This window comes from Deinococcus alpinitundrae, from assembly GCF_009982895.1.
Lineage (GTDB): Bacteria > Deinococcota > Deinococci > Deinococcales > Deinococcaceae > Deinococcus > Deinococcus alpinitundrae.
On the sequence record NZ_WXZL01000004.1, the window covers coordinates 139,842 to 159,134 of the forward strand.

Genomic DNA, 19,293 nt, shown 5'->3' on the forward strand with positions numbered 1-19,293 from the left:
GCCATCAGAAAGTGAGAGGCAGCTGTGTGGAGCGCTGCAATGCTGCTCCACCAGGCCATCCTGCCGGGCCTCTGGCTGGCCCGCTGTGAGGCCGATTGGGCCGCATCTTGTACACTGGTCCGCTTCTCCCTACCAGCCGTTGTACCTCAGCCGAGGCGGTGCTAGAGTCTGGACATCACCGCTCGTCCCGCCGCCGGGACCGCCACCGACCGATCTTCTCTCGCCACCTCTTGAGCGGGTAGGCTGCCGTTGTGCCGCCGCTCTTGCCAAAGTGCTGTCCCAAGGAGTTTGCATGACCACCGCACCCCGCCTGAGCCGCGCTGCCCTGATCCCCTTCGACGACGACGCCCAGCACATCGCCGGGCGACAGTATGTGCAACCGGGTGACCACGACATCGGCGGCATGTTCGAGCGAATCGCCCAGTGGGTCGCCGGCGCCGAAGCGCCCGAAGCGCAGCTGAGCTGGGCGCAGAAATACTACGATCTGATGGCCGCAAAGAAGTTCTGCCCCGGTGGGCGGGTGCTGGCGGGCGCGGGCACGCAGCACGGCAACGTTCTGAACTGCTTCGTTCAGGGGGCGACGGACTTCAATCCAGCTTCATTCGAGGGCGTGATGGAAGTCGCCAAGAAGCTGGCCCTGGTCACCAAGGTCGGCGGCGGCAACGGTGTGAATCTCGATGTGTACACGCCCCGCGCCGCCACTTCGCGTCCCGACGCGGGGGTGCGGGGCTGGGTCTATATGGCAGCAGAGCACCCCGACGTGAGCGACTTCGTGCTGGGCCTGATGCGCCCGCCCACCCAGCCCGACGGCGACAAGCAGCCGGTGGCGATTCGCAACTGGACGCGGGTGGTCTACGGGCAGGCCATTAAGAGCGAACTGGTGGCGCTGGCCCGCCAGAACGGAGTGCAGATCGTCCGGGCCCTGCCGGAAGGCGTGGAGACGGTGCTTGACGACATGGGCGGCATCGTCGACGCGGCCCGCGCCGTGGCCGAGACCGCCAAGTTGGGCTTGGAGCCGCGCCTCGATTTGTCACAGATGCGGCCAGAGGGCGCGGCCATCCGGGGGTCAGGCGGCACCAGCAGCGGGCCGGTCAGCTTCCTGATGGAGATTTTCGACAACTTTCTGGAGTGGGCCAACCGAGGAGCCGAACACAGCGGACCGGTCAATACTCTGCGCTACGTCTATTCGCCGGTGCTGCGGGTGGTCCGGCAGGGCGGAACGCGGCGCGGTGCTGGGATGGCCACCATCAGCGTCTCGCACCCTGATGTACTGGATTTCCTGACCGCCAAGGACCTCGACCGCGAGGCCAGCGAGGGCGACATCTCGACGTTCAACATTTCGATTCTGGTGGACGAGGCGTTCTGGACCACCCTGCAAGCGGGCGGGGTGTGGCCTCTGGCGGCGCAGGAGGTGCCGGGCAAGTATTACTTGGCCGAGCAGGCCAGCGACTTTGCCGGAACTTGGCCCGACTTGCCGGAGCGCGGGGAGGACGGCGCAAAAGGCGTGCCGATTTATACCGTCGGCCAGCAAAGCGGCATTCCCGCCGCCTGGCTGTGGGATCAGGTGGCGCAGCACGCCTGGAGTACCGGCGAGCCGGGGCTGATCTTCGTCGACCGCATCAACGACCACTCGGCGCTGAGGAACCTGGGCGAGCGGTATCAGATCCGCAGCACCAATCCCTGCGGCGAGATTCCCCTGACCGTGGGCGAGCCCTGCGACCTCGGTGCCATCAATCTGGCCGCCTACGTGGAGCACAGTCAGTTCGACTTCGCGGGCTTCCGGGCCGACGTGCGCACCTGCGTGCGCTTTCTCGACGATGTCCTCGACGTGAACGTGTTCGCGCTGGAAGACAACCGGGTGGCCTCGCAGGATTTGAGACGCCTGGGCCTGGGCGTGATGGGGCTGGCCGACGCGCTGATCAAGCTGGGGCTGCGCTACGACAATGAGGCGGGCCGCGAGATGATCTTCGAGATCATGACCGCCCTGCGCGAGGAAGCGGTAGCCGAGAGCGAGCGCCTGGGCGAGGAGCGCGGGGTATACGCCGTCTATCAGCACAACGCGGACAAAATGCCGCACGCGCCGAGGCGCAACGTGGCGGTGCTGACGGTGGCCCCGACCGGCACGACCTCGATGCTGATGGGCGTGTCCAGCGGCATCGAACCGGTGTTCAGCCCGTTCATCTGGCGCAAGATCGGCAGCGAGTACCGTGCCCTGCTGGCTCCGCTGTTCGTGGAGCTGCTGGAAAGTTACCCGCCTGCGCCGAACATGTCCGTGGGCGGCAAATGGGACTGGGACAAGGTGACGCAGGCCGTCAGCGAGAACCACGGCTCGGTGGTGGGCCTGAGCTTCATTCCCGCCGCCTTGCAGCAGGTCTTCGTGTGCGCCCACGACATCGCGCCCCTGGACCATGTGCGGATGCAGGGCGCGGTGCAGCGGGCCTTCGACGCCGAGGGGTTCGCGGCCAACAGTTTGTCCAAGACCATCAATCTGCCCAACTCAGCCACCGTTCAGGATGTGCAGAGCGCCTACAACGAGGCGTACACCACCGGCTGCAAAGGCATTACCGTCTACCGCGACGGCTCAAGGCAATTTCAGGTGCTGAGTACCAGCAAGAAAAAAGACAACGCTGAGGACGCCCAACCTGATTCGCTCAGCGAAGCCGCCGCCGAGGTCATGGGTGAGACGCCCGTGCCGGAAGCCGTGCCCGCGCCCGCCAAAGTCTCCGCCGCACCACAGCTGGGGCAGGCCCAGGCCAGCTCAGCTCGCAACCAGCCCCGCTACGAGCGCCCCGCCCGGCTTCAGGGCATCACCGATATGGTCAAGCTGACCGACCCGACCAGCGGCCACCGCCGCAGCTTTCTGGTGACGGTCAACCACCTGGGCGGCAATCCGGTGGAAGTGATGGTCATTTCGGGACGAGCGGGCGACGAGGCCAACGCCGACAGCGAGGCGTTGGGGCGGGTGGTCAGCATTGCGCTGCAACACGGCGTGCCTGCCGAGGCGCTCATCAAGACCCTACGCGGCATCAACGGCGGGCTGTACGGCAGCTACAACGGCAGGTTGGTGGGCAGCAAGGCCGACCTGATCGCGGTGGCGCTGGAGAGCTTTGCCAAAGACCTCGACTTGAGGAGCCTGCCGCCGATGTCGGGGGGCAGCGGCGAAAGCCGAGCGCCGGGAGACGCGCCCAGCCCGCGCCAGGGCGTCAGCACCGAGGGGCTGGGCCAGGAGCGCTGCCCGGTGTGCGAGGAGCGGGCGGTCATTCGGGAAGAGGGGTGCTTGAAGTGCCAGGCGTGCGGCTATAGCAAGTGCGGCTAAAGGGGTGAACGTCTCTCTTGATGACCTGAGACTAGCCCTCAATCCCTAAAGCTCCACCATCAGCTTGCTCAGGCCGCGCAGCACGATGTTGGGGCGATACTGGGGTGTCTGCTCAAGCACGCGCATCTGCGGGTAGCGGCGCAACTCGCCAAACACCACCCGCGTTTCCAGCCGCGCCAGGCTCGCGCCCAGGCAGTAGTGTGGCCCGCTGGCAAAGGCCAGATGCCGCCCGGCGTTGGCCCGTGTCAGGTTCAGGCGGTTGGCGTCGGTGAAGGTGCGCTCGTCGCGGTTGGCAGCGGCCAGCAGCAGCATGGTGTGGGTGCCCGCCGGGTAGGTCTGCCCGCCGATCTCCAGCGGGGCCCCCAGGGCGCGGCCCGTCAGTTGCACCGGGCTGGTGAAGCGCAGCAACTCGTCGGCCACCGTGTTGCCGATTTCCGGCAGGGCCACCAGTTCGGCCCAGGCCCCGTCTTGCTGGTGCAGCGCCAGCACGCCGCGTCCGATCAGGTTGCTGGTGGTCTCGTGCCCGGCGGCCAGCAGCAACACGGCGTTGGCCAGCAGTTCGTCGCTGCTCAGGCGGCCCGCCTCATCTTCGGCGGCGGCCAGGGCACTCAGCAGACCCGGTTGCGGTCGCGCGCGCAAATCACCCGCCAGATCACGAAAGTAAGCACGCATCTCGCGGGCGTCACCCTCGATGCGGGCCATCAGTTCGGGCGTGTTGTCGATGCCGCCGAGCAGTTCGGCCACGCTCTGGGTCCAGGTCCGAAACTGCTGCTCGTCGGCCTTCGACAGTCCCAGCATTCCGGTGATGACCGCCACCGGCAGCGGCACCGCCAGCTTGTCTACGAGGTCGAAGGGAGCGCCTTCCTGAGCTGCCAACATCTCGCGCACCAGCCCGCGCACGAGTTCTTCCTGCTCAGCCACCACGCGCGGCGTGAAGGCAGCGTTGACCAGCCCGCGCAGCCGGGCGTGCGAGGAGCCGTTGTGAAAGAGCATCATCGGCGCGAGCAGTTGCAGGGCCTCACTGACCTGCCCGTCCTGACCCTGCCGCCCCTCTGCCGTCTGCCCGATCTGCTGCCCCGAGAGCGCAGCGGGCGAGCGCAGCACCTGGGAGGCTTCCTCGTACCCGAAGATCGCCACGGCGTTCCATTCCGGCACCGGCACGACCTGGCCGTGCGAGCGCGCGCGCTCATACAGCGGATACGGATCGGGCAGTGCCGCCCGCGAATAAAGAGCCTGAATATCGGCGGACTCGGGGCGCAGTTCGGGAGCGGGCAGGAGGGATTCAGGCGAGGTCATGCCTCAGCCTACGCCGCCAATCTGCGCCCCAGGTGTGATGCGCCCTGGCCCGCAGCGGGCTGCACTCAGCCCGGAGCCTGACCGGCCTCAGAGGCGTCTTCCTCAGCTTGGCAATAGGCCTCGATCAGCGCCGCACTCGCCTTCAGCGCGTCGGTGTGGGTGCGCTCGTAGGCGTGGCTGGCGTCCACCCCGGGGCCGATCAGGGCCGTCGGCAGGTCGTGCCCGGCCCGCCAGGCGGCGCTGGCGTCAGAAGAATAGTTGGGGTAGATGTCCACCCGGAGATCGATTCCGGCGCGGCGGGCGGCGGCACGCAGGCGGTTGCCCAGGGCGTGGTCATACGGCCCGCTGCTGTCCTTGACACACAAGGTGACGTGGTGCTCGCTGCTGGTCTGCCCGCGCCCCACCGCCGCCATGTCGAGGGCGATCAGCTCGTCGGCGGCTCCGAACTCCGGGGTGGCGAAGCCGGGGGCCGCGCCGTGGCCGACCTCCTCGTAGGTCGTGATCCAGCAGCTGACATTGATGGGCGCGGGCCGGGCCAGCAGCCGCCGGGTCAGGTCCAGCAAAATCGCCACGCTGGCCTTGTTGTCGAGGTGGCGGCTCTTGAGATACCCGGCAGGCGTCAACGTGGCGCGCGGCTCAAAGCTGACGAAATCGCCCACCTCAATGCCCAGGGCACGCGTATCCGCCGCACTGAAGGTGCGCTCATCGAGCCGCACTTCGAGGTTATCCGCACCGCGCCGCAGCTCAAAGAGCTTCGCGCCCCAGACGTGCATGCTCTGCATCTCATTGACCACCGTGCCGGTCACTTCCACGCCCCCCTGACCATGCACCGTCACGTACGCGCCCTCGATGGTGGCCCAGTCGTAGCCGCCGAGCTGGGTCAGGCGCAGCCGTCCGTCCGGCAAGATGGCCTTGACCATCGCGCCGAGCGTGTCGGTGTGGGCGCTGAGGGCCAGGTGCCGGGCCAGATCAGCTGAGGGAGCGGCGGGCAAGCTCCAGTACAGCGCGCCCTTGCGGGTGCGGCGGGTCTCCAGGCCGAGTGCCTGCACCTCGCGCTCAATCAGCGATACGGCCTCTTCGGTCAAGCCAGTGGGGCTGGGCGTGTTCAGCAGCCGCAGGAGAAAATCGAGGACAGCGTCGTTCACGGTTGGACCTCCAATGGGAGAGCTATTTCAATGACGCTCAACCCGGCCCGCTGCGCTCCTGCGCGGGTGGGGACGTCGGCGGCGCTGCCGGGCAGGGCCAGCACCTTCAGGTGGCCTATGCCCCGGCTGCGGAGTTCAAGGGTCAGGGCGCTGCGCTCGAAGGCGTCGTCCGCCGTGACCCGCAGCAGCACGTCGCGCTCCTCGACCCGGAAATCCGGGTGCAGTGTCCAGCCGCGTGTCAGCGGCTCCAGATCGCTGCCCACCTCGCCGTCACGCTGCACGAATACCACCAGCACCCCCTGCGAGCGGGCCTGACTGACCGCCGCGCGCCAGGGCAGCAGCCGGGCGTCGGCGGCGCGGGGGTCTCGGTCTTCGAGCGCCCGGTGGCGGGCACGTTGCGCGTCAAGCAGCAGGAGGGCCTGGACAGGAGGACTCATCACCGCTTCATCATACCGGCCAGGCGCAGCGAGGAGGACCGAACACGCGAACGGCCCGACCCGGCGGCCCTCAAACACAACTGTGCCGTCCGCACCCCCAGTTGCGACCTGGCCTCTAAACTGCCCCCATGATCCCCGATCCCCCCACCCTCTCGCGCGGCGAGCTGCGGCGCTACGGACGCCAACTGCTGCTGCCGGAGTTTGCCACCACCCAGGAGCGCCTGAAGGCCGCCCGCGTGCTGGTGGTCGGCGCGGGCGGACTGGGCTGCCCGGTCATCGCGTACCTGGCCGGAGCCGGCATCGGGTTTCTGCGCATTGCTGACGGCGACACGGTGTCGCTCAGCAACCTGCACCGCCAGACGCTTTACACCACTGCCGACGTGGGGCGCAGCAAGGCCCAGGCCGCCGCCGCCCGCGCCCAGCAGGTCAATCCGTATGTGCGAGTCGAGGCCACGCCTGCGCTGAGTACCGAGACGGCCCCGGCACTGCTGGAGGGCATTGACTTGGTGATTGACGCCAGCGACAATTTCACGGCCCGCTACCTCGTCCACGACGCCTGCACTGCCGCTGGCCTGACCTGGGTGTGGGGCGCGGCGGGCGGTTTCGAGGGCATGGTCAGCGTCTTCGGCCCCGGTTTCGGGCTGCGCGACGTGTTTCCGACGCCAGATGGGGCCGAATCCTGCGACGACATCGGGGTGGTGGGGCCACTGCTCGGGGTAGTTGGCAGCGTGATGGCCGTCGAGGCACTCAAAGTGCTGACCGGTCAGGCAGAAACGCTCGCGGGTCGGCTGTGGACATACGACGCCCTGAGCGCCCGCACGCGGATCGTGCGCCTGGGGCCGCCGATTTCAGTGGGGACATAACTTAATCGTCTTCACATGAATATCTCACTGAGCGAGGCCGTCTGGGACGGCAAATCGCCGATTCTAGCGGGGATTCGTCCTCTCAGGAACAGCGCCTCACGGGGTTGGAGGCGTTCCCAGAGGGCCTCGCTGCCGTTCACAGACGCCAGAATGTGTGTTACTGTCTTTTTCGAGCCGACAACCTGCTCAACTTCAATTCCCGGAGGTTACACATGGCTAAAAGTACCAAAGCGCCAGCCAAACCCGCCGCCAAAGCCGCTGCCCCCAAAAAGGCACCCGCTCCCGCTGCCGAAACCAGTGAGAAAATCGCCAAGACCCAGATCATTGATCTGGTTGCCGACCGCACCAGCCTGAACAAGAAGCAGGCGGGCGAGTCGGTGGCCGTGATGCTCGACGTCGTGGTCGAGGCCCTCAAGGACGGCAAGAGCGTGGGCCTGCCGGGCCTGGGCACCTTCAGTGTCGCCAAGACGGCGGCCCGTCAGGGTGTGCGCCCCGGCACCAGCGAGAAGATCACCATCCCCGCCGGTAAAAAGGTACGCTTCAAGGTCGCCAGCACCCTCAAGGGCAACCTCTAAGCCGAGCACAGCCTCTTTTGCCCCGCCGTTTCCGAGTCTGGAGACGGCGGTTTTTGTGGTCGTCCGTGTCGGGGCCAGCCTTGCGGAGTTGGGGTATCCGTCCGGCAACTCTAAATAATCGCTAAAGTCGGTCAACACCCACCCAACCCGCCTCACGGCCCGTCAAAAGAACGTGTCAAACGGTCCTCGCCCTTCCTGTGGGTGTGGAACTGCTCATCGGCAGCGGCCCAGCGTTTGTGCCCGGTCGTTCAACTCGCGCCAGATTGAGCGGGTATGTTGGCCTTGTTCTGCCTTTCGGCGCGGCGCTGTTTGCTGAACACTGGACTTGCTTATGCAGGGCAGCCGTTCGGGTAGTTGAAGCGTTCATTCTCTTTTCAGCGCCGGGCCAACAGAACATGGAGGAAACCGAATGCCGAATCATCTGAAAAAAGTACTGATGCTGTCCGTGGCTGTTCTCGTTAGCGCCGCCGCTGCCAAACCCATTGTGGTGGGCGGCAAGCTCGACCCCGAAGCGCAGATTCTGGGCCAGATCATCTACCTGACACTGAAAAACGCCGGGCTGGACGTGACCGACAAGACGGCGCTGGGCGACACCGGCGTCAACCGCAAGGCCATTATAGCCGGTGAAGTGGACGTGTACGCTGAGTACACCGGCAACGCCGTGTACCTGTTTCCCGACGCCAAGATCACCCCCAAGCAGGCGGGCAACTCCGGCACCATCTACAACCTCGCCAAGAAGCTCGACACCAAGAATGGCGTCACCTGGCTCAAACCCGCTAAGGTCAACAACACCTGGGTCATCTCGGTGCCGCAGGAGCTGGCCAGCGCCAACAAGCTCAAGAGCGTGACGGATCTCTCGCGCTATCTCAAGGGCGGCGGCAAGTTCAAGATCGCGGGCAGCCCCGAGTATTTCGACCGCCCCGACACCATGCCGATGTTCGAGAGTGTCTACGGCTTCAAGCTCAGCGCCGACCAGAAGCTGGTATTGGCCGGAGCCACCCCGCCGCAAGCGCAGCAGGCGGCGGCGAACGGCACCAACGGCGTCAACGCCGCGATGGCCTACGGCACCGACGGCACCCTCAGCGCCCTCAAGCTGGTGGCCCTGACCGATCCCAAGGGCGCGCAGGCGGTCTACCAGCCCGCGCCGACCATCCGCAGCGATACCCTCAAGGCCAATCCGAAGATCGCGGGCCTGCTGAACACGGCCTTTGCCACCATCGACCAGCCGACCCTGCAAAAGCTCAATGGCCAGGTGGCCCTGGAAGGCCGCAGCGCCCAGTCGGTGGCCAGCGATTACCTCAAGTCCAAGGGCCTGCTCAAGTGAGCTGGACCCGGTGAACAGAGCGGCGCGGGTCAACGGCAGTTTGCCGGTCTTGCGTGTTCGGCTGATGGGCGCGGCGGCGCGCACCTACACCGAATTCATCCGCGCCGCGCGAACCGAGTTGGGCAGGTGAACAGCCGCCCACTCGCCGGGGCAGTGGGAGAGCATCTCTCCCCTGCCCTTTCGTCTGCCGCCCGGTTCAGCCCAGATTTACAGCTTGTGCTGTGGCTGGGGGCCGCACCGATGCTGGCGGCCTGCTGGCTGCCCTGGGTGCTCCTCCGGCCCAACCGGCTGGCGGCGGGCGAGTTTCTGCGCCTGCCACCGCTGGACATCGGGCTGGGGCTGCTGGCCGCGCTGGCCACGGCACTGGCCGGGCGTTTTTTGCCGCGCGCCGTGCCGCTGCTGGCCAGCTTTGCACTGAGTCTGGGCGCGTGGTGGCTCGGCTCGCGCAGCGGGGCGGCCGTGCAGGGACAGGCCGAGTTCGCACGGGCGAGTGTGAGCAGCGGCGTGTGGCTGTGGCTGCTGGGGGCCGCCATGACCGTCTACGGCGCGGGGCTGGTGGGGCGTAGGCTGGGCGGCGCGCAGCCGTATCTGGCGTGGCTGTGGCTGCCCGCTGTGGTGCTTATGGCACTCATCGGCCACTTCGCCAGCTGGTCGGTGGTGGCCGAGTACCGGGTGCAACACGACCGCTTCTTTCAGGAACTGGGGCGGCACCTCTACCTGATTCTGGTGGCGCTGGGCCTGGCCACCCTGATCGGTGCGCCGCTGGCCGTCTGGGCCTCGCGGAATGCCCGCGTGTCGGGGGTGGTGCTGGGCGTCGCGGGCGGCGTACAGACAGTGCCGAGCCTGGCGCTGCTGGGTCTGCTGATCGCGCCACTCTCGGCACTGGCCAACGCCGTCCCGGCGCTGCGGGCGGTGGGGGTCAGCGGCATCGGGGTGGCCCCGGCGCTGACCGCCATGACCCTGTACGCGCTGCTGCCGGTCCTCAGAAACGGCGTGGTGGCCCTGCGCGGCGTGCTGCCGGGCGTGCTCGACGCCGCGCGCGGCATGGGCATGACCGATAACCAGCGCTTCTGGCGGGTCCAGCTGCCGCTGGCGCTGCCCGTGTGGCTCAGCGGCATCCGGCAGGCCGCCGTGATGCTGGTCGGGGTCGCCAGCGTGGCGCAGCTGATCGGCGCGGGCGGGCTGGGCTACTTCATCTTCAGCGGGCTGCAAAGTGGGGCCGCCGACCTGATCTTGCTCGGCGCACTGCCCGCCGCGCTGCTGGCGATCGTGCTGGACATTTTGCTGCGCGGGCTGGAAACCTTGCTGGGGCGCAGGCTGGGAAGGGCGTGAGGGCATGATCGAACTCCGGAACCTGGAAAAACGCTACGACAACCCGCTGACAGGCCTTCCTTTCTACGCCGTCAAGGACCTGAGCCTCGCCTTTCCCAGTGGAGAGATCACGGCGCTGCTGGGGCCGTCGGGCTGCGGCAAGACCACCACCCTGCGGATGATCAACCGCCTGATCGAGCCGACGGCGGGTCAGATTCTGGTGGAAGGCGAGAATGCCCAGAGTCTGAAACCCGAGGCGCTGCGCCGCCGCATCGGCTACGTCATCCAGCAGATCGGCTTGTTTCCGCACCTGACCGTCGCGCAGAACGTGGCCACGGTGCCGGACCTGCTCGGCCAGCCGAAGGCCAGAACCCGTGAGCGGGTGCGCGAGTTGCTGGGACTGGTGGGCCTGGAGCCGGGGCAGTTCGAGACCAAGCGTCCCTCGGAACTGTCGGGCGGGCAGCAGCAGCGGGTGGGCGTGGCGCGGGCGCTGGCCGCCGATCCACCGGTGCTCCTCATGGACGAACCCTTCGGGGCGCTCGACCCGCTGGCCCGCGACAAGTTGCAGGAAGCGTTTCGCGAGATTCAGCACAACCTCAAGAAGACCATCGTGATGGTGACGCACGACATCGACGAGGCGCTCAAGCTCGGCGACAAGGTGGCGCTGCTCAACGCCGGGGAGCTGGCGCAGTTCGGTACCCCCGACGACTTGGTGCGTCGCCCGGTGAGCGAGTTCGTGCGGCAATTTCTGGGCGAGGACGCCCTGCTGCGCCAGCTGGCCGGGGTACGGGCCGGGGCACTGGCGCGGGCGGGCGACGGCTCGGGCCTGCCGCAGGTCAGCGCCTCGCTCAATGCCCGCAGTGCCCTGAGCGTGATGCTGCGCGAGCGCGCCGAGGCGGTGGCAGTGACGGGCGAGGACGGCCAGATCAGCGGCGTGCTCTCGTTTCATGATCTGGAGCGGACGTGACTTTGCTGGCTTCGGATACCCGGCGTCCGAGGCGCTCGATCTGGCCCGCCTTGATCTGGCCTGCGCTGCTGCTGATCTGCCTGATTCCGGGGTTGCTCAACCGGGCGGTGTCCTCGCTCTCAGCGGGGCAGGTGCCGACCCTCGACACGCCGCTGTGGAAGCTGACGCTCTCGCACCTGGGGCTGGTGCTCCTGGCCGAGGTGGTGGTGCTGCTGATCGGCGTGCCATTAGCGGTAGCGGTCACCCGGCCAGGCCGCGAGTCGCTGATGCGGCTGGCCGAGGCTGTGGCCGGGCTAGGCCAGACGGTGCCGACCCTGGCGATTCTAGCGCTGGCGGTTCCGGCGCTGGGCTTCGGGGTCAGGCCGACGCTGCTGGGGCTGCTGCTCTACGGTCTGGTGCCGGTGGTGTCCAACGGTATTGCGGGCCTGCTGGCCGTCGACAAACCCACCCTCGACGCCGCGCGTGGTATGGGCATGACCGACGGCCAGCGCCTGCGGCGCATCGAGCTGCCGCTGAGCCTGCCGGTGCTGCTGGCGGGGGTGCGGACCTCCACCGTCTATAACGTCGGCACCGCCACCATAGGCGCGGCACTCGGCGCGAGCGGGCTGGGCACCCCGATCATCGAGGGGTTGTCGCAGCAAAACACCGGGCTGGTGGTCATCGGGGCGCTGCTGGCCGCGTTGCTGGCGCTGAGTCTGGACGGCCTGCTGGGCCTGGCAGCGGCGGAAGAAGGGCAGCGGTAAACCGGAACACGAACTGATTTCCGTGCTTACGCCTTGGCCTGGCACGGGTGCAGCCCGTCAACGCAGGCGGCGGGAAGGCATCAAGCGCCTGAAGGCAAGCCCCACGAACAGCAGCGGCAACCAAGCCTGCTCCAGCGAGAAGTTCAGCAGGATGCTCAGGCCGATCAAGGCGGGAATGCACACGCCGAACAGCGCGCCGTACATGCCTCTGGGCAAATACCCCAGCCGGAGCATTCGGTTGATGGCCTGACCCAGTACCGCCGCCAGCGGAATGAACAGGTAAAGGCCGCCCGCCCGGTCGCCCAACGTACCGTCGACGGTAAAAGCCACCGCCAGCACCAGCAGCACCGCCGCGCCCGGCAGCCCCGGCAGGGAAAAAGGTTCTGAAGGTGAGCGGCCCGGCTGAAGTGACGTCTGCTCGTTCATGCGCGCAGCCTAGACCCACTCACCTTTGCCGGGCAGTGCGGAGTGTCAGGCGGCGGGCGTGACAGATGTCATACACTCGGAACCTATGGCAGACCCCAACCCGCTGCACGGCGTCACGCTGGAGCAGATCGTCACGCGCCTGAGCGGGTACTACGGCTGGGCAGAGCTGGGACGGCGCATCAGCATCCGCTGCTTTCAGGACAATCCCAGCGTGCCCAGCAGCCTCAAGTTCCTGCGCAAAACCCCCTGGGCCAGAACCAAAGTGGAAGAACTGTATCTGTACATGCTCAGAAAACACCGACTGGAGTTCGGTGAGGCCGCACCGGACGCCGCGCCGAAACCCACCCGGCCGGACGAAGGCTGATCTCGGCTGAGTGGGAGTGCAGTTGCCGCGTCTCCAGAGCGTGAAAGAGCCGGTGGGTCTCCTCCACGACCGCAGCCCGTTTTGCTCCATATGACTTCAGCTGCAGGCGAGGCAAGGTGAGCGCGGCCCACCGGCGGCAGACCGACTTCGGGTAGCCTGACGCCATGACTGCTTCCCAACTCACGTCCCTGGCGGTGGTGCAGATGCACATGACCGACCAGCTCGAAGACAACCTGACGCGGGCCGAGGCGCACGTCCGGGACGCGGCGCAGGCGGGCGCGCAGGTGATCTTGCTGCCGGAGCTGTTCGAGAACCTATATTTTTGTCAGGCCGAGCGCGAGGACTATTTTTCTCTGGCGCACCCGCTGTCGGGCCACCCCTTTCTAGGCCGGTTCCAGAACCTCGCCGCCGAACTCGGGGTGGTGCTGCCGATCAGCTTTTTCGAGGCGGCGGGTCAAACCCACTACAACTCGCTGGCCTGCATCGATGCGGGCGGCGAACTGCTGGGCGTCTACCGCAAGTCCCACATCCCCGACGGCCCCGGCTACGAAGAAAAGTACTACTTCACGCCGGGCGACACCGGCTTCAAGGTGTGGGCCACCCGCTACGGGCGCGTCGGTGCGGGCATCTGCTGGGACCAGTGGTATCCCGAATCGGCCCGCGCCATGATGCTGCTGGGAGCCGACTTTCTGCTGTACCCCACCGCCATCGGCTCGGAGCCGGAAGGTGTGGAGACGCCCAACAGCCACCAGATGTGGCAGCGGGCGATGGTGGGCCACGCGGTGAGCAACTCCAGCTACGTCGGCGCGGCCAACCGCATCGGCAGCGAGGTCGTGGAAAACCTGACCCAGACCTATTACGGCCACAGCTTCATCAGCGACTACACCGGCGAACTGGTGGCCGAGTTCGGTGAGCACGACGAGGGCGCGCTGCACCACACGCTCGATCTGGCGGCGGCCAGGAAGTTCCGCGCCGGAATGGGCTTTTTCCGCGACCGCCGCCCCGATCTCTACGGCCCGCTGCTCACCAGCGACGGCTCGACCCGGCGCTAGCGCCATGCACCTGCGGCCCTGGCTGGCGGCGCTGCTGGCCCTGATCCTCACCCTGGGCGCGTCAGCCTGCGCGCCGCTGCCCAGCCTCAGCCCGGCGGTCTTCGAGGCGCTCAGCCCAGCCCAGCAACGTGCGTTGCCGCCGCGCCCGGCGGGCAGTCCCGACGTGCTGATCTTCGGGATCTCCGGGCGCTGCGGCCCGCCGTGCCAGGCCCCGCAGGACAACTGGGATTACCTCAGCGAGCGCGGCACCCTCAAGGCCGTGGCTGCCGTCTTCGAGCAGCGCGGCCTGAGGACCGAAGTGGAAGGCTACGCCGAGCGCATCGCCACCGATTTCACCTCCAGGCGCTCCAAGCTGCCGCAGCGCGGGATTCTCGATCTGCTCGCTGATTACCAGCGCCTGACCAATGGGCTGGTGCTGGGGCGCAGCAACCCGGCGCGGGTCATCATCGTGGGCCACTCGCACGGCGCGGTGTGGGGCCACTACCTGAGTCGCCTCTTCGGGCAGGTGCCGGTGGCGGCACTGATCGACCTCGACGCCAACTGCGTGGCCTGGAACGCCGACCACAGCGCCGAGACGGTGGCGGCCACCTCAGCAGTGTGGCAGGGCGATCCGCAGCGCTCGCCCCTGCTGGCGTGCAGCAACGTCCGCATCGGCGGCCAGACGGCGCGTCTCAAGGATCTGGTGTGGCCCAACGTGAGCGTGAACCTGGAAGTGCAGAGCAAGCGCCTCCCGGCCAGCGGCGGCGATGTGCCGGGCTTCTACGTCAACTACCTGTTCGATCTGACGTCCAACCAGCGCCCCGGCGGCGACAAGGCGAGCATTCAGACCTTCGTCTCGGTGCATGAGGACCACAGCGGTGTGTCGTATCCGGGCAGCCAGGCCGTGCAGTGGGTGACCGGCCAGCTCTCCAAGTTGCCCTGGCTGCCTCCTTTGCCGATTCCGGCGCTGCCAATCACACTGCCGACTTCCCGCTAGAATGACCCCGATGCTGAGTGGCCGGAGCAAACCCTGCCGGGTGGGGCGCGGATGAACTACGCCGCCTCGCTGGCGACAGTGGTGGTGCTGGCCTTTTTCTTTCCGCTGCTGGTGCGCCTCGCCAGCGGCTTCGGGGTGTCGCGCTCTCTCAGCGCCTCCACCCTGGCGGTGCTGCTGACCTTTATCGCCGCCAGCTCGCTGATCCGATTTCAGGTCACCCGCTTTCGCCACTCCACCACCCGGCTCGACGCGGCCCGCGCCCAGGTGGCCCAGCAGCCCGACCTGCCGCGCGCCTACTTCGTGGACGGCGAGCACCTCGCCAGCATGCTGCTGCGGCTGGGACGCAGGCGCGAGGCGGCGGACGTGATCGACCGCTACGCCCAGCTCGGCGGCGCGCGCGAGGCCGAGATCACGGCGCTGCGCGAGGCTCTGGCCAGAGCCGAGCGCCGTCGCCGGGAGAATTGAGCGCGCGCGGCTCCACTTGGCATAAACTAAGCCAATGAGGGCCTACAAGGGCGTGGTGGAAAATGAAGTGGTGGTGCTGATCGGGGCCAAGCTGCCGGAAGGCACCGTCGTCACCGTGACGGTGGGCGAGGGCGAACTGCTGCGCGCCAAGATCAGCAGCGCCTTGAACCGACCCAAGAAGATCCGCATCAAGTTGCGCCCGATGCCGGGTCTGACCAGCGAGCGGGTGCCGAGTGAGGCGCAGGGGCATGTCCCTGAACCGGTCTGACCCGCCAGCCGGTGACCCATTGACTGAGGAGCCGATAACCGATGAGCGGGTTGCTGGTGAACCGTTTCCAGACGAAGCTCTCCCCATGGCAGAGGCGGCCAGCGGCGTTCACCTGTGGCTGGTGCCGACGCCGGTGGGCAACCTCGGCGACCTGACCTACCGGGCCGCCGAGGTGCTGAAACAGGCCGACGCAGTGGCCTGTGAGGACACCCGCCGCACCGCTCACCTGCTGACCCATCTGGGCATTTCCCGCCCGCTGGTGCGCTTAGATGCCCATACCATGTCGCGCGCCGAGCGCACCTTCGGGCAGTACCCGAAGCTGGCCTACGTTTCGGACGCGGGCACGCCGGGCATCAGCGATCCGGGCAGCGAACTGGTGCAGGTGGCGCTGCGGCTGGGCGGCCGGGTGGAAGCGCTTCCGGGAGCCACTGCCCTGATTCCGGCGCTGGTGCTCTCGGGCCTCGATACCGCCCGCTTCACCTTCGAGGGCTTCCTGCCGCGCACAGGCCGCGAGCGCAAGGAGCGCCTAGCGGCCATCGCCGCCCGAACCGAGACCAGCATTCTCTACGAGAGCCCGCACCGCCTGCACGCCACCCTGACTGAGCTGGCTGCCGTCTGCGGCGGCGCGCGGCTGGCCTCGGTGACGCGCGAACTCAGCAAGAAGTTCGAGGAGACCCGGCGCGGCCCGCTCACCGAGCTGGCCCAGGCTTTCGAAGGCGGCGTGCGCGGCGAGATCGTGGTGGTGGTCTCGGGCCGGGGTGTGGGCGAGCTGCTGCCCGGCGAGACCCAGACCGATTACCCCGGCCTGGCTGCTGGGTGGGCCACCGAGGGCAGGGACGCCCGCGAGATCCGGGCCTTGCTCCAGAGCCGGGGTTTGCGTAAGAATGACGCTTATCAGTTGGCGCTCGGTGCGGTGCAGGCTCAGGACTCCGTTCCGGCCCGTCCGTTCGCCAACGCCCCCCTGGAGGAGTCATGACCGCACCCAACCCCACCATCAAGCGCCTCGCGGTGCTGACCAGCGGCGGCGACGCCCCCGGCATGAACGCGGCCATTCGCGCCGTCGTGCGCACCGCCACCTACCACGGCATCGAGGTGGTGGGCGTGCGCCGGGGCTTTCAGGGCCTGCACCAGGGCGACTTGCGCCTGCTCGGGCCGCGCGACGTGGCCAACATCATCCAGCGCGGCGGCACCATGCTGCTCACCGCCCGCAGCCACACCTGGCGCAGCGCCGAGGGCCGGGCCGAGGGTGCAAGGCACCTGCGCGAGTGGCACGTGGACGCTTTGGTGGTCATCGGCGGCGACGGCAGCTTTCACGGCGCGCACTACCTCCAGCAGGAACACGGCATTCCGGTCATCGGCCTGCCCGGCACCATCGACAACGACCTCTACGGCACCGACCACACCATCGGCTACTTCACGGCGGTCGAGACGGCCCTGGACGCCGTGGACAAGCTGCGCGACACGGCGGCCAGCCATGAGCGCATCTTCGTCATCGAGGTGATGGGCCGCCACGCCGGACACATCGCGCTGGACGTGGCGGTGGCGGGCGGCGCGGAGGAAGTCTTCTTACCCGAGGACCAGAAGACCGTCACCGACCTGCTGGAAGTCATCAGGGACAGCCAGGCGCGCGGCAAGACCAGCAGCATCATTATCGTGGCCGAGGGCTACCCCGGCGGCGGACAGGGCATCGCCGACGCCATCACCAAGAACACCGGCATCGACACCCGCCTCACCGTGCTGGGGCACATCCAGCGCGGCGGTTCACCCGTGTCGAGCGACCGAGTGCTGGCCTCGCGGCTGGGCGAGGGGGCGGTCGAGGCGCTGATCGCGGGCAAGTCGAACATCATGGTGGGGCGCACCGGCGGCGGGCTGACCTATGTGCCGTTCGAGGAAACCTGGGAAAAGCGCAAGGACGTGAGCCGGGCGCTCTACCGCTGCGCCAAGGTGCTGAGTATCTGAACACGCACCGGGCCTCTATGCTGACCGCATGACGACACCCGACGCCGCGCCGCCCGCCTTCCCGATGTTCGTCAGCGTGGAGGAAGCCCGCACGCTGCTGCGCCAGTTGCTGCCCGAGCGCCAGACCGAGACGGTGGCGCTCGCGTCGGCTTTTGGCCGCACCCTGGCCGCCGACCTGGTCGCCAAAGTCAGCCATCCCTCGGCCACCGAGAGTGCGCTCGACGGCATCGCCTGCCGCGAGGCCGATACGCTGAGGGCCAGCCGTGAGCAGCCTGTGCGCCTGCGCCTGATCGGGGAGAGCCGTGCCGGGCTGGCCTTTGCCGGAACCGTCGGGCCGGGCGAGGCCGTGCGCATTTACACCGGCGCGCCGCTGCCGCAGGGGGCCGACGCCATCTGCCCGGTGGAGCAGCTTCAGGACGACGGTGACGGCATCCTTCTGCTGCGCCCCGCTTCGCCCAGCGACGTGCGGCAGGAGGGCGGCGACTTTACGGCGGGCGAGACGGTGCTGCATGCGGGCGCACGGCTGACCCCAGCGCGTGTGGCGCTGGCCGCCGCCCTGGGCCACGCCGAGGTGCCGACGCTGAAGCCTTTGAGGGTCGCGGTGATGAGTACCGGCGACGAGGTGATCGAACCGGGGCAGCCGCTCGGTGCCGGGCAGGTCTACAACTCCAACGCCTACGGCCTGCTGGGCCTGCTCAGGGAAGCGGGTTGCGAGGCCGCGCTGCTGCCCGCCGCCCCCGATAGCCCCGAGGCGCTGGAGGAGGCTCTGGCGGGCATTGGCGGCGCGGACGTGCTGCTGACGTCCGGTGGCGTCAGCATGGGCAAGTACGACTTCGTGCGCGATCTGCTGATCCAGGAGGGCCAGGTCAGCTTCTGGAAGGTGCGGATGCGCCCCGGCGGCCCGGCCATGCTGGGCGGCTGGAAGGGCCTGCCGGTGTTCGGTCTGCCGGGCAACCCGGTCAGCAGCCTGGTGGTGTTTCAGGTGATCGTGCGCCCGGCGCTGACCGGGCAGCCGTTGAGCAGCCTGCGGCTGAGAGCGGGCACGCCCTTTCGCGGCCTGGCCGACAAGACGGCCTTCTGGCGGGCCGAGGTGCGCGGCAGCCAGGTTTTCGATTACGGCAAACAGGGCAGCGGCGTGCTGAGGTCGCTGAGCGACGCGGGCGCGCTGGTCGTCATGCCGGAAGGCGGCGCGGCGGCGGTGGGCGACGAGGTGGACGTGGTGCTGCTGGACTGAGCCGGGCTGGGGTTATCCGCCGACCAGCTTGAGCAGTTCGACGTACACCCGCGCGGTGGCCCTGGCGTCTTCCAGGGCGTCGTGGGCGGCGTATTCGATGCCGAAGTGCCCGGTGAGCTGCGAGAGCGGAGTGCCGACCGTGTGCGGCAGGACCCCGGCGTGAATCAGAAACTGGGCGCTGAGTTTGGTATCCACGTGGCCGCTTCTGAACACCCTGCGCAGGTCGGGCAGCAGCGGGCGCAAGAAGGCCAGATCGAAGTCGAAATTGTGGCCGCCGAGCATCACCCGGCCCACCCCGGCGGCGTAGTCGCGCAGCGCCTGGGCGGCGGCTTCCGGCGGCTGGGCCACCTGATCGTGCGCCAGCAGGTCGATGCCGTTGACCGCCAGCGCGCCCGCCTCCACGCAGTACTCGGTGTGCTTGAGGTGCAGGTGCAGCGGGCGGCTGATCTCGCCGTCCACGCCCAGCGTCACCGCGCCGATGGTCAGCAGCGAGTGGCGCGCCGGGTCGCGGCCTCCGGTCTCGGTGTCGAGGAAGATGATCGGCTGGCGCAGTGGGAAGACAGCCACGGCGC

Annotated in this window: 20 protein-coding genes; 15 read left to right on the forward strand and 5 right to left on the reverse strand. The window is 68.0% G+C overall.

What is annotated here, in order from left to right; genetic code table 11:
- Positions 1 to 292: 292 nt before the first annotated feature.
- Complete coding sequence (locus tag GUI70_RS05095; protein ID WP_161881219.1) at positions 293 to 3,316, forward strand: adenosylcobalamin-dependent ribonucleoside-diphosphate reductase; 3,024 nt, start codon at positions 293 to 295, stop codon at positions 3,314 to 3,316.
- Between the two features lie 45 nt (positions 3,317 to 3,361).
- Here the strand turns inward: GUI70_RS05095 and GUI70_RS05100 are convergent, their stop codons facing one another.
- The 3 genes from GUI70_RS05100 to GUI70_RS05110 form a co-directional block, all read right to left on the reverse strand.
- Complete coding sequence (locus GUI70_RS05100) at positions 3,362 to 4,612, reverse strand: cytochrome P450 (protein WP_161881220.1); 1,251 nt, start codon at positions 4,610 to 4,612, stop codon at positions 3,362 to 3,364.
- A 65-nt stretch (positions 4,613 to 4,677) separates the two neighbouring features.
- A complete protein-coding gene (locus tag GUI70_RS05105) occupies positions 4,678 to 5,757 on the reverse strand; it encodes a M42 family metallopeptidase (protein WP_161881221.1) in 1,080 nt (359 codons plus the stop codon).
- Complete coding sequence (locus GUI70_RS05110; protein ID WP_161881222.1) at positions 5,754 to 6,194, reverse strand: cysteine hydrolase family protein; 441 nt, start codon at positions 6,192 to 6,194, stop codon at positions 5,754 to 5,756. The genes GUI70_RS05105 and GUI70_RS05110 overlap by 4 nt, the downstream gene beginning before the upstream one ends.
- Before the next feature lie 128 nt (positions 6,195 to 6,322).
- Between GUI70_RS05110 and GUI70_RS05115 the strand changes: the two genes are divergently transcribed.
- The 6 genes from GUI70_RS05115 (at position 6,323) to GUI70_RS05140 (ending at position 11,977) form a co-directional block, all read left to right on the forward strand.
- Complete coding sequence (locus GUI70_RS05115; RefSeq protein ID WP_161881223.1) at positions 6,323 to 7,057, forward strand: HesA/MoeB/ThiF family protein; 735 nt, start codon at positions 6,323 to 6,325, stop codon at positions 7,055 to 7,057.
- A 212-nt stretch (positions 7,058 to 7,269) separates the two neighbouring features.
- The gene (locus GUI70_RS05120) at positions 7,270 to 7,632 is read left to right on the forward strand and encodes an HU family DNA-binding protein (RefSeq protein ID WP_161881224.1); all 363 of its coding nucleotides are present in this window, start codon (positions 7,270 to 7,272) and stop codon (positions 7,630 to 7,632) included.
- A gap of 409 nt (positions 7,633 to 8,041) precedes the next feature.
- A complete protein-coding gene (locus GUI70_RS05125) occupies positions 8,042 to 8,956 on the forward strand; it encodes a glycine betaine ABC transporter substrate-binding protein (protein WP_237724707.1) in 915 nt (304 codons plus the stop codon).
- 126 nt (positions 8,957 to 9,082) lie between these two features.
- Positions 9,083 to 10,288, forward strand: coding sequence for an ABC transporter permease (locus GUI70_RS05130; protein ID WP_306468263.1), 1,206 nt, complete (start codon positions 9,083 to 9,085; stop codon positions 10,286 to 10,288).
- 4 nt (positions 10,289 to 10,292) lie between these two features.
- On the forward strand, positions 10,293 to 11,234 hold the full coding sequence (locus GUI70_RS05135; protein ID WP_161881225.1) for an ABC transporter ATP-binding protein: 942 nt from the start codon (positions 10,293 to 10,295) through the stop codon (positions 11,232 to 11,234).
- Positions 11,231 to 11,977, forward strand: coding sequence for an ABC transporter permease (locus tag GUI70_RS05140; RefSeq protein WP_237724708.1), 747 nt, complete (start codon positions 11,231 to 11,233; stop codon positions 11,975 to 11,977). Before GUI70_RS05135 ends, GUI70_RS05140 begins: the two co-directional genes overlap by 4 nt.
- A 57-nt stretch (positions 11,978 to 12,034) precedes the next feature.
- Here GUI70_RS05140 and GUI70_RS05145 read toward each other — a convergent pair whose 3' ends face one another.
- Positions 12,035 to 12,403 carry a hypothetical protein gene (locus tag GUI70_RS05145; protein ID WP_161881226.1) on the reverse strand — a complete coding sequence of 123 codons (369 nt, stop codon included), beginning with the start codon at positions 12,401 to 12,403 and terminating at the stop codon, positions 12,035 to 12,037.
- Between the two features lie 85 nt (positions 12,404 to 12,488).
- Here GUI70_RS05145 and GUI70_RS05150 point away from each other — a divergent pair, with 85 nt between their 5' ends.
- From GUI70_RS05150 to GUI70_RS05185, 8 genes are all read left to right on the forward strand, one after another.
- Entirely contained in the window at positions 12,489 to 12,767 is a 279-nt protein-coding gene (locus GUI70_RS05150; RefSeq protein ID WP_161881227.1) for a VF530 family protein, read from the forward strand.
- Between the two features lie 164 nt (positions 12,768 to 12,931).
- Positions 12,932 to 13,819, forward strand: coding sequence for an N-carbamoylputrescine amidase (aguB, locus tag GUI70_RS05155; protein ID WP_161881228.1), 888 nt, complete (start codon positions 12,932 to 12,934; stop codon positions 13,817 to 13,819).
- Between the two features lie 4 nt (positions 13,820 to 13,823).
- Positions 13,824 to 14,795: a hypothetical protein gene (locus tag GUI70_RS05160; RefSeq protein ID WP_161881229.1), complete on the forward strand. Its 972-nt coding sequence runs from the start codon at positions 13,824 to 13,826 to the stop codon at positions 14,793 to 14,795.
- A gap of 51 nt (positions 14,796 to 14,846) precedes the next feature.
- The gene (locus GUI70_RS05165) at positions 14,847 to 15,260 is read left to right on the forward strand and encodes a hypothetical protein (RefSeq protein WP_161881230.1); all 414 of its coding nucleotides are present in this window, start codon (positions 14,847 to 14,849) and stop codon (positions 15,258 to 15,260) included.
- Positions 15,261 to 15,294: 34 nt separating this feature from the next.
- Complete coding sequence (locus GUI70_RS05170) at positions 15,295 to 15,528, forward strand: hypothetical protein (protein ID WP_161881231.1); 234 nt, start codon at positions 15,295 to 15,297, stop codon at positions 15,526 to 15,528.
- Positions 15,529 to 15,613: 85 nt separating this feature from the next.
- Positions 15,614 to 16,504, forward strand: coding sequence for a 16S rRNA (cytidine(1402)-2'-O)-methyltransferase (rsmI, locus tag GUI70_RS05175; protein ID WP_161881232.1), 891 nt, complete (start codon positions 15,614 to 15,616; stop codon positions 16,502 to 16,504).
- Positions 16,501 to 17,487, forward strand: a complete 987-nt coding sequence (gene pfkA / locus GUI70_RS05180) for a 6-phosphofructokinase (protein ID WP_161881233.1) — start codon at positions 16,501 to 16,503, stop codon at positions 17,485 to 17,487. Before rsmI ends, pfkA begins: the two co-directional genes overlap by 4 nt.
- Before the next feature lie 28 nt (positions 17,488 to 17,515).
- A complete protein-coding gene (locus tag GUI70_RS05185) occupies positions 17,516 to 18,721 on the forward strand; it encodes a molybdopterin molybdotransferase MoeA (protein ID WP_237724709.1) in 1,206 nt (401 codons plus the stop codon).
- 12 nt (positions 18,722 to 18,733) lie between these two features.
- On the opposite strand, the gene GUI70_RS05190 is transcribed toward GUI70_RS05185, so the two are convergent.
- Positions 18,734 to 19,288, reverse strand: coding sequence for a 3'-5' exonuclease (locus tag GUI70_RS05190; RefSeq protein ID WP_237724710.1), 555 nt, complete (start codon positions 19,286 to 19,288; stop codon positions 18,734 to 18,736).
- Positions 19,289 to 19,293: the final 5 nt, after the last annotated feature.

Excerpts from the sequence above, each read along its gene's own strand:
- GUI70_RS05125 (WP_237724707.1), top strand. The coding sequence starts at position 8,042 with ATGCCGAATCATCTGAAAAAAGTACTGATGCTGTCCGTGGCTGTTCTC.
- GUI70_RS05160 (WP_161881229.1), top strand. The coding sequence starts at position 13,824 with ATGCACCTGCGGCCCTGGCTGGCGGCGCTGCTGGCCCTGATCCTCACC.
- GUI70_RS05145 (WP_161881226.1), bottom strand. The coding sequence starts at position 12,403 with ATGAACGAGCAGACGTCACTTCAGCCGGGCCGCTCACCTTCAGAACCT.
- pfkA (WP_161881233.1), top strand. The coding sequence starts at position 16,501 with ATGACCGCACCCAACCCCACCATCAAGCGCCTCGCGGTGCTGACCAGC.
- aguB (WP_161881228.1), top strand. The coding sequence starts at position 12,932 with ATGACTGCTTCCCAACTCACGTCCCTGGCGGTGGTGCAGATGCACATG.
- GUI70_RS05165 (WP_161881230.1), top strand. The coding sequence starts at position 14,847 with ATGAACTACGCCGCCTCGCTGGCGACAGTGGTGGTGCTGGCCTTTTTC.
- GUI70_RS05150 (WP_161881227.1), top strand. The coding sequence starts at position 12,489 with ATGGCAGACCCCAACCCGCTGCACGGCGTCACGCTGGAGCAGATCGTC.
- rsmI (WP_161881232.1), top strand. The coding sequence starts at position 15,614 with ATGGCAGAGGCGGCCAGCGGCGTTCACCTGTGGCTGGTGCCGACGCCG.
- GUI70_RS05120 (WP_161881224.1), top strand. The coding sequence starts at position 7,270 with ATGGCTAAAAGTACCAAAGCGCCAGCCAAACCCGCCGCCAAAGCCGCT.
- GUI70_RS05135 (WP_161881225.1), top strand. The coding sequence starts at position 10,293 with ATGATCGAACTCCGGAACCTGGAAAAACGCTACGACAACCCGCTGACA.
- GUI70_RS05095 (WP_161881219.1), top strand. The coding sequence starts at position 293 with ATGACCACCGCACCCCGCCTGAGCCGCGCTGCCCTGATCCCCTTCGAC.
- GUI70_RS05100 (WP_161881220.1), bottom strand. The coding sequence starts at position 4,612 with ATGACCTCGCCTGAATCCCTCCTGCCCGCTCCCGAACTGCGCCCCGAG.
- GUI70_RS05170 (WP_161881231.1), top strand. The coding sequence starts at position 15,295 with ATGAGGGCCTACAAGGGCGTGGTGGAAAATGAAGTGGTGGTGCTGATC.
- GUI70_RS05185 (WP_237724709.1), top strand. The coding sequence starts at position 17,516 with ATGACGACACCCGACGCCGCGCCGCCCGCCTTCCCGATGTTCGTCAGC.
- GUI70_RS05115 (WP_161881223.1), top strand. The coding sequence starts at position 6,323 with ATGATCCCCGATCCCCCCACCCTCTCGCGCGGCGAGCTGCGGCGCTAC.
- GUI70_RS05110 (WP_161881222.1), bottom strand. The coding sequence starts at position 6,194 with ATGAGTCCTCCTGTCCAGGCCCTCCTGCTGCTTGACGCGCAACGTGCC.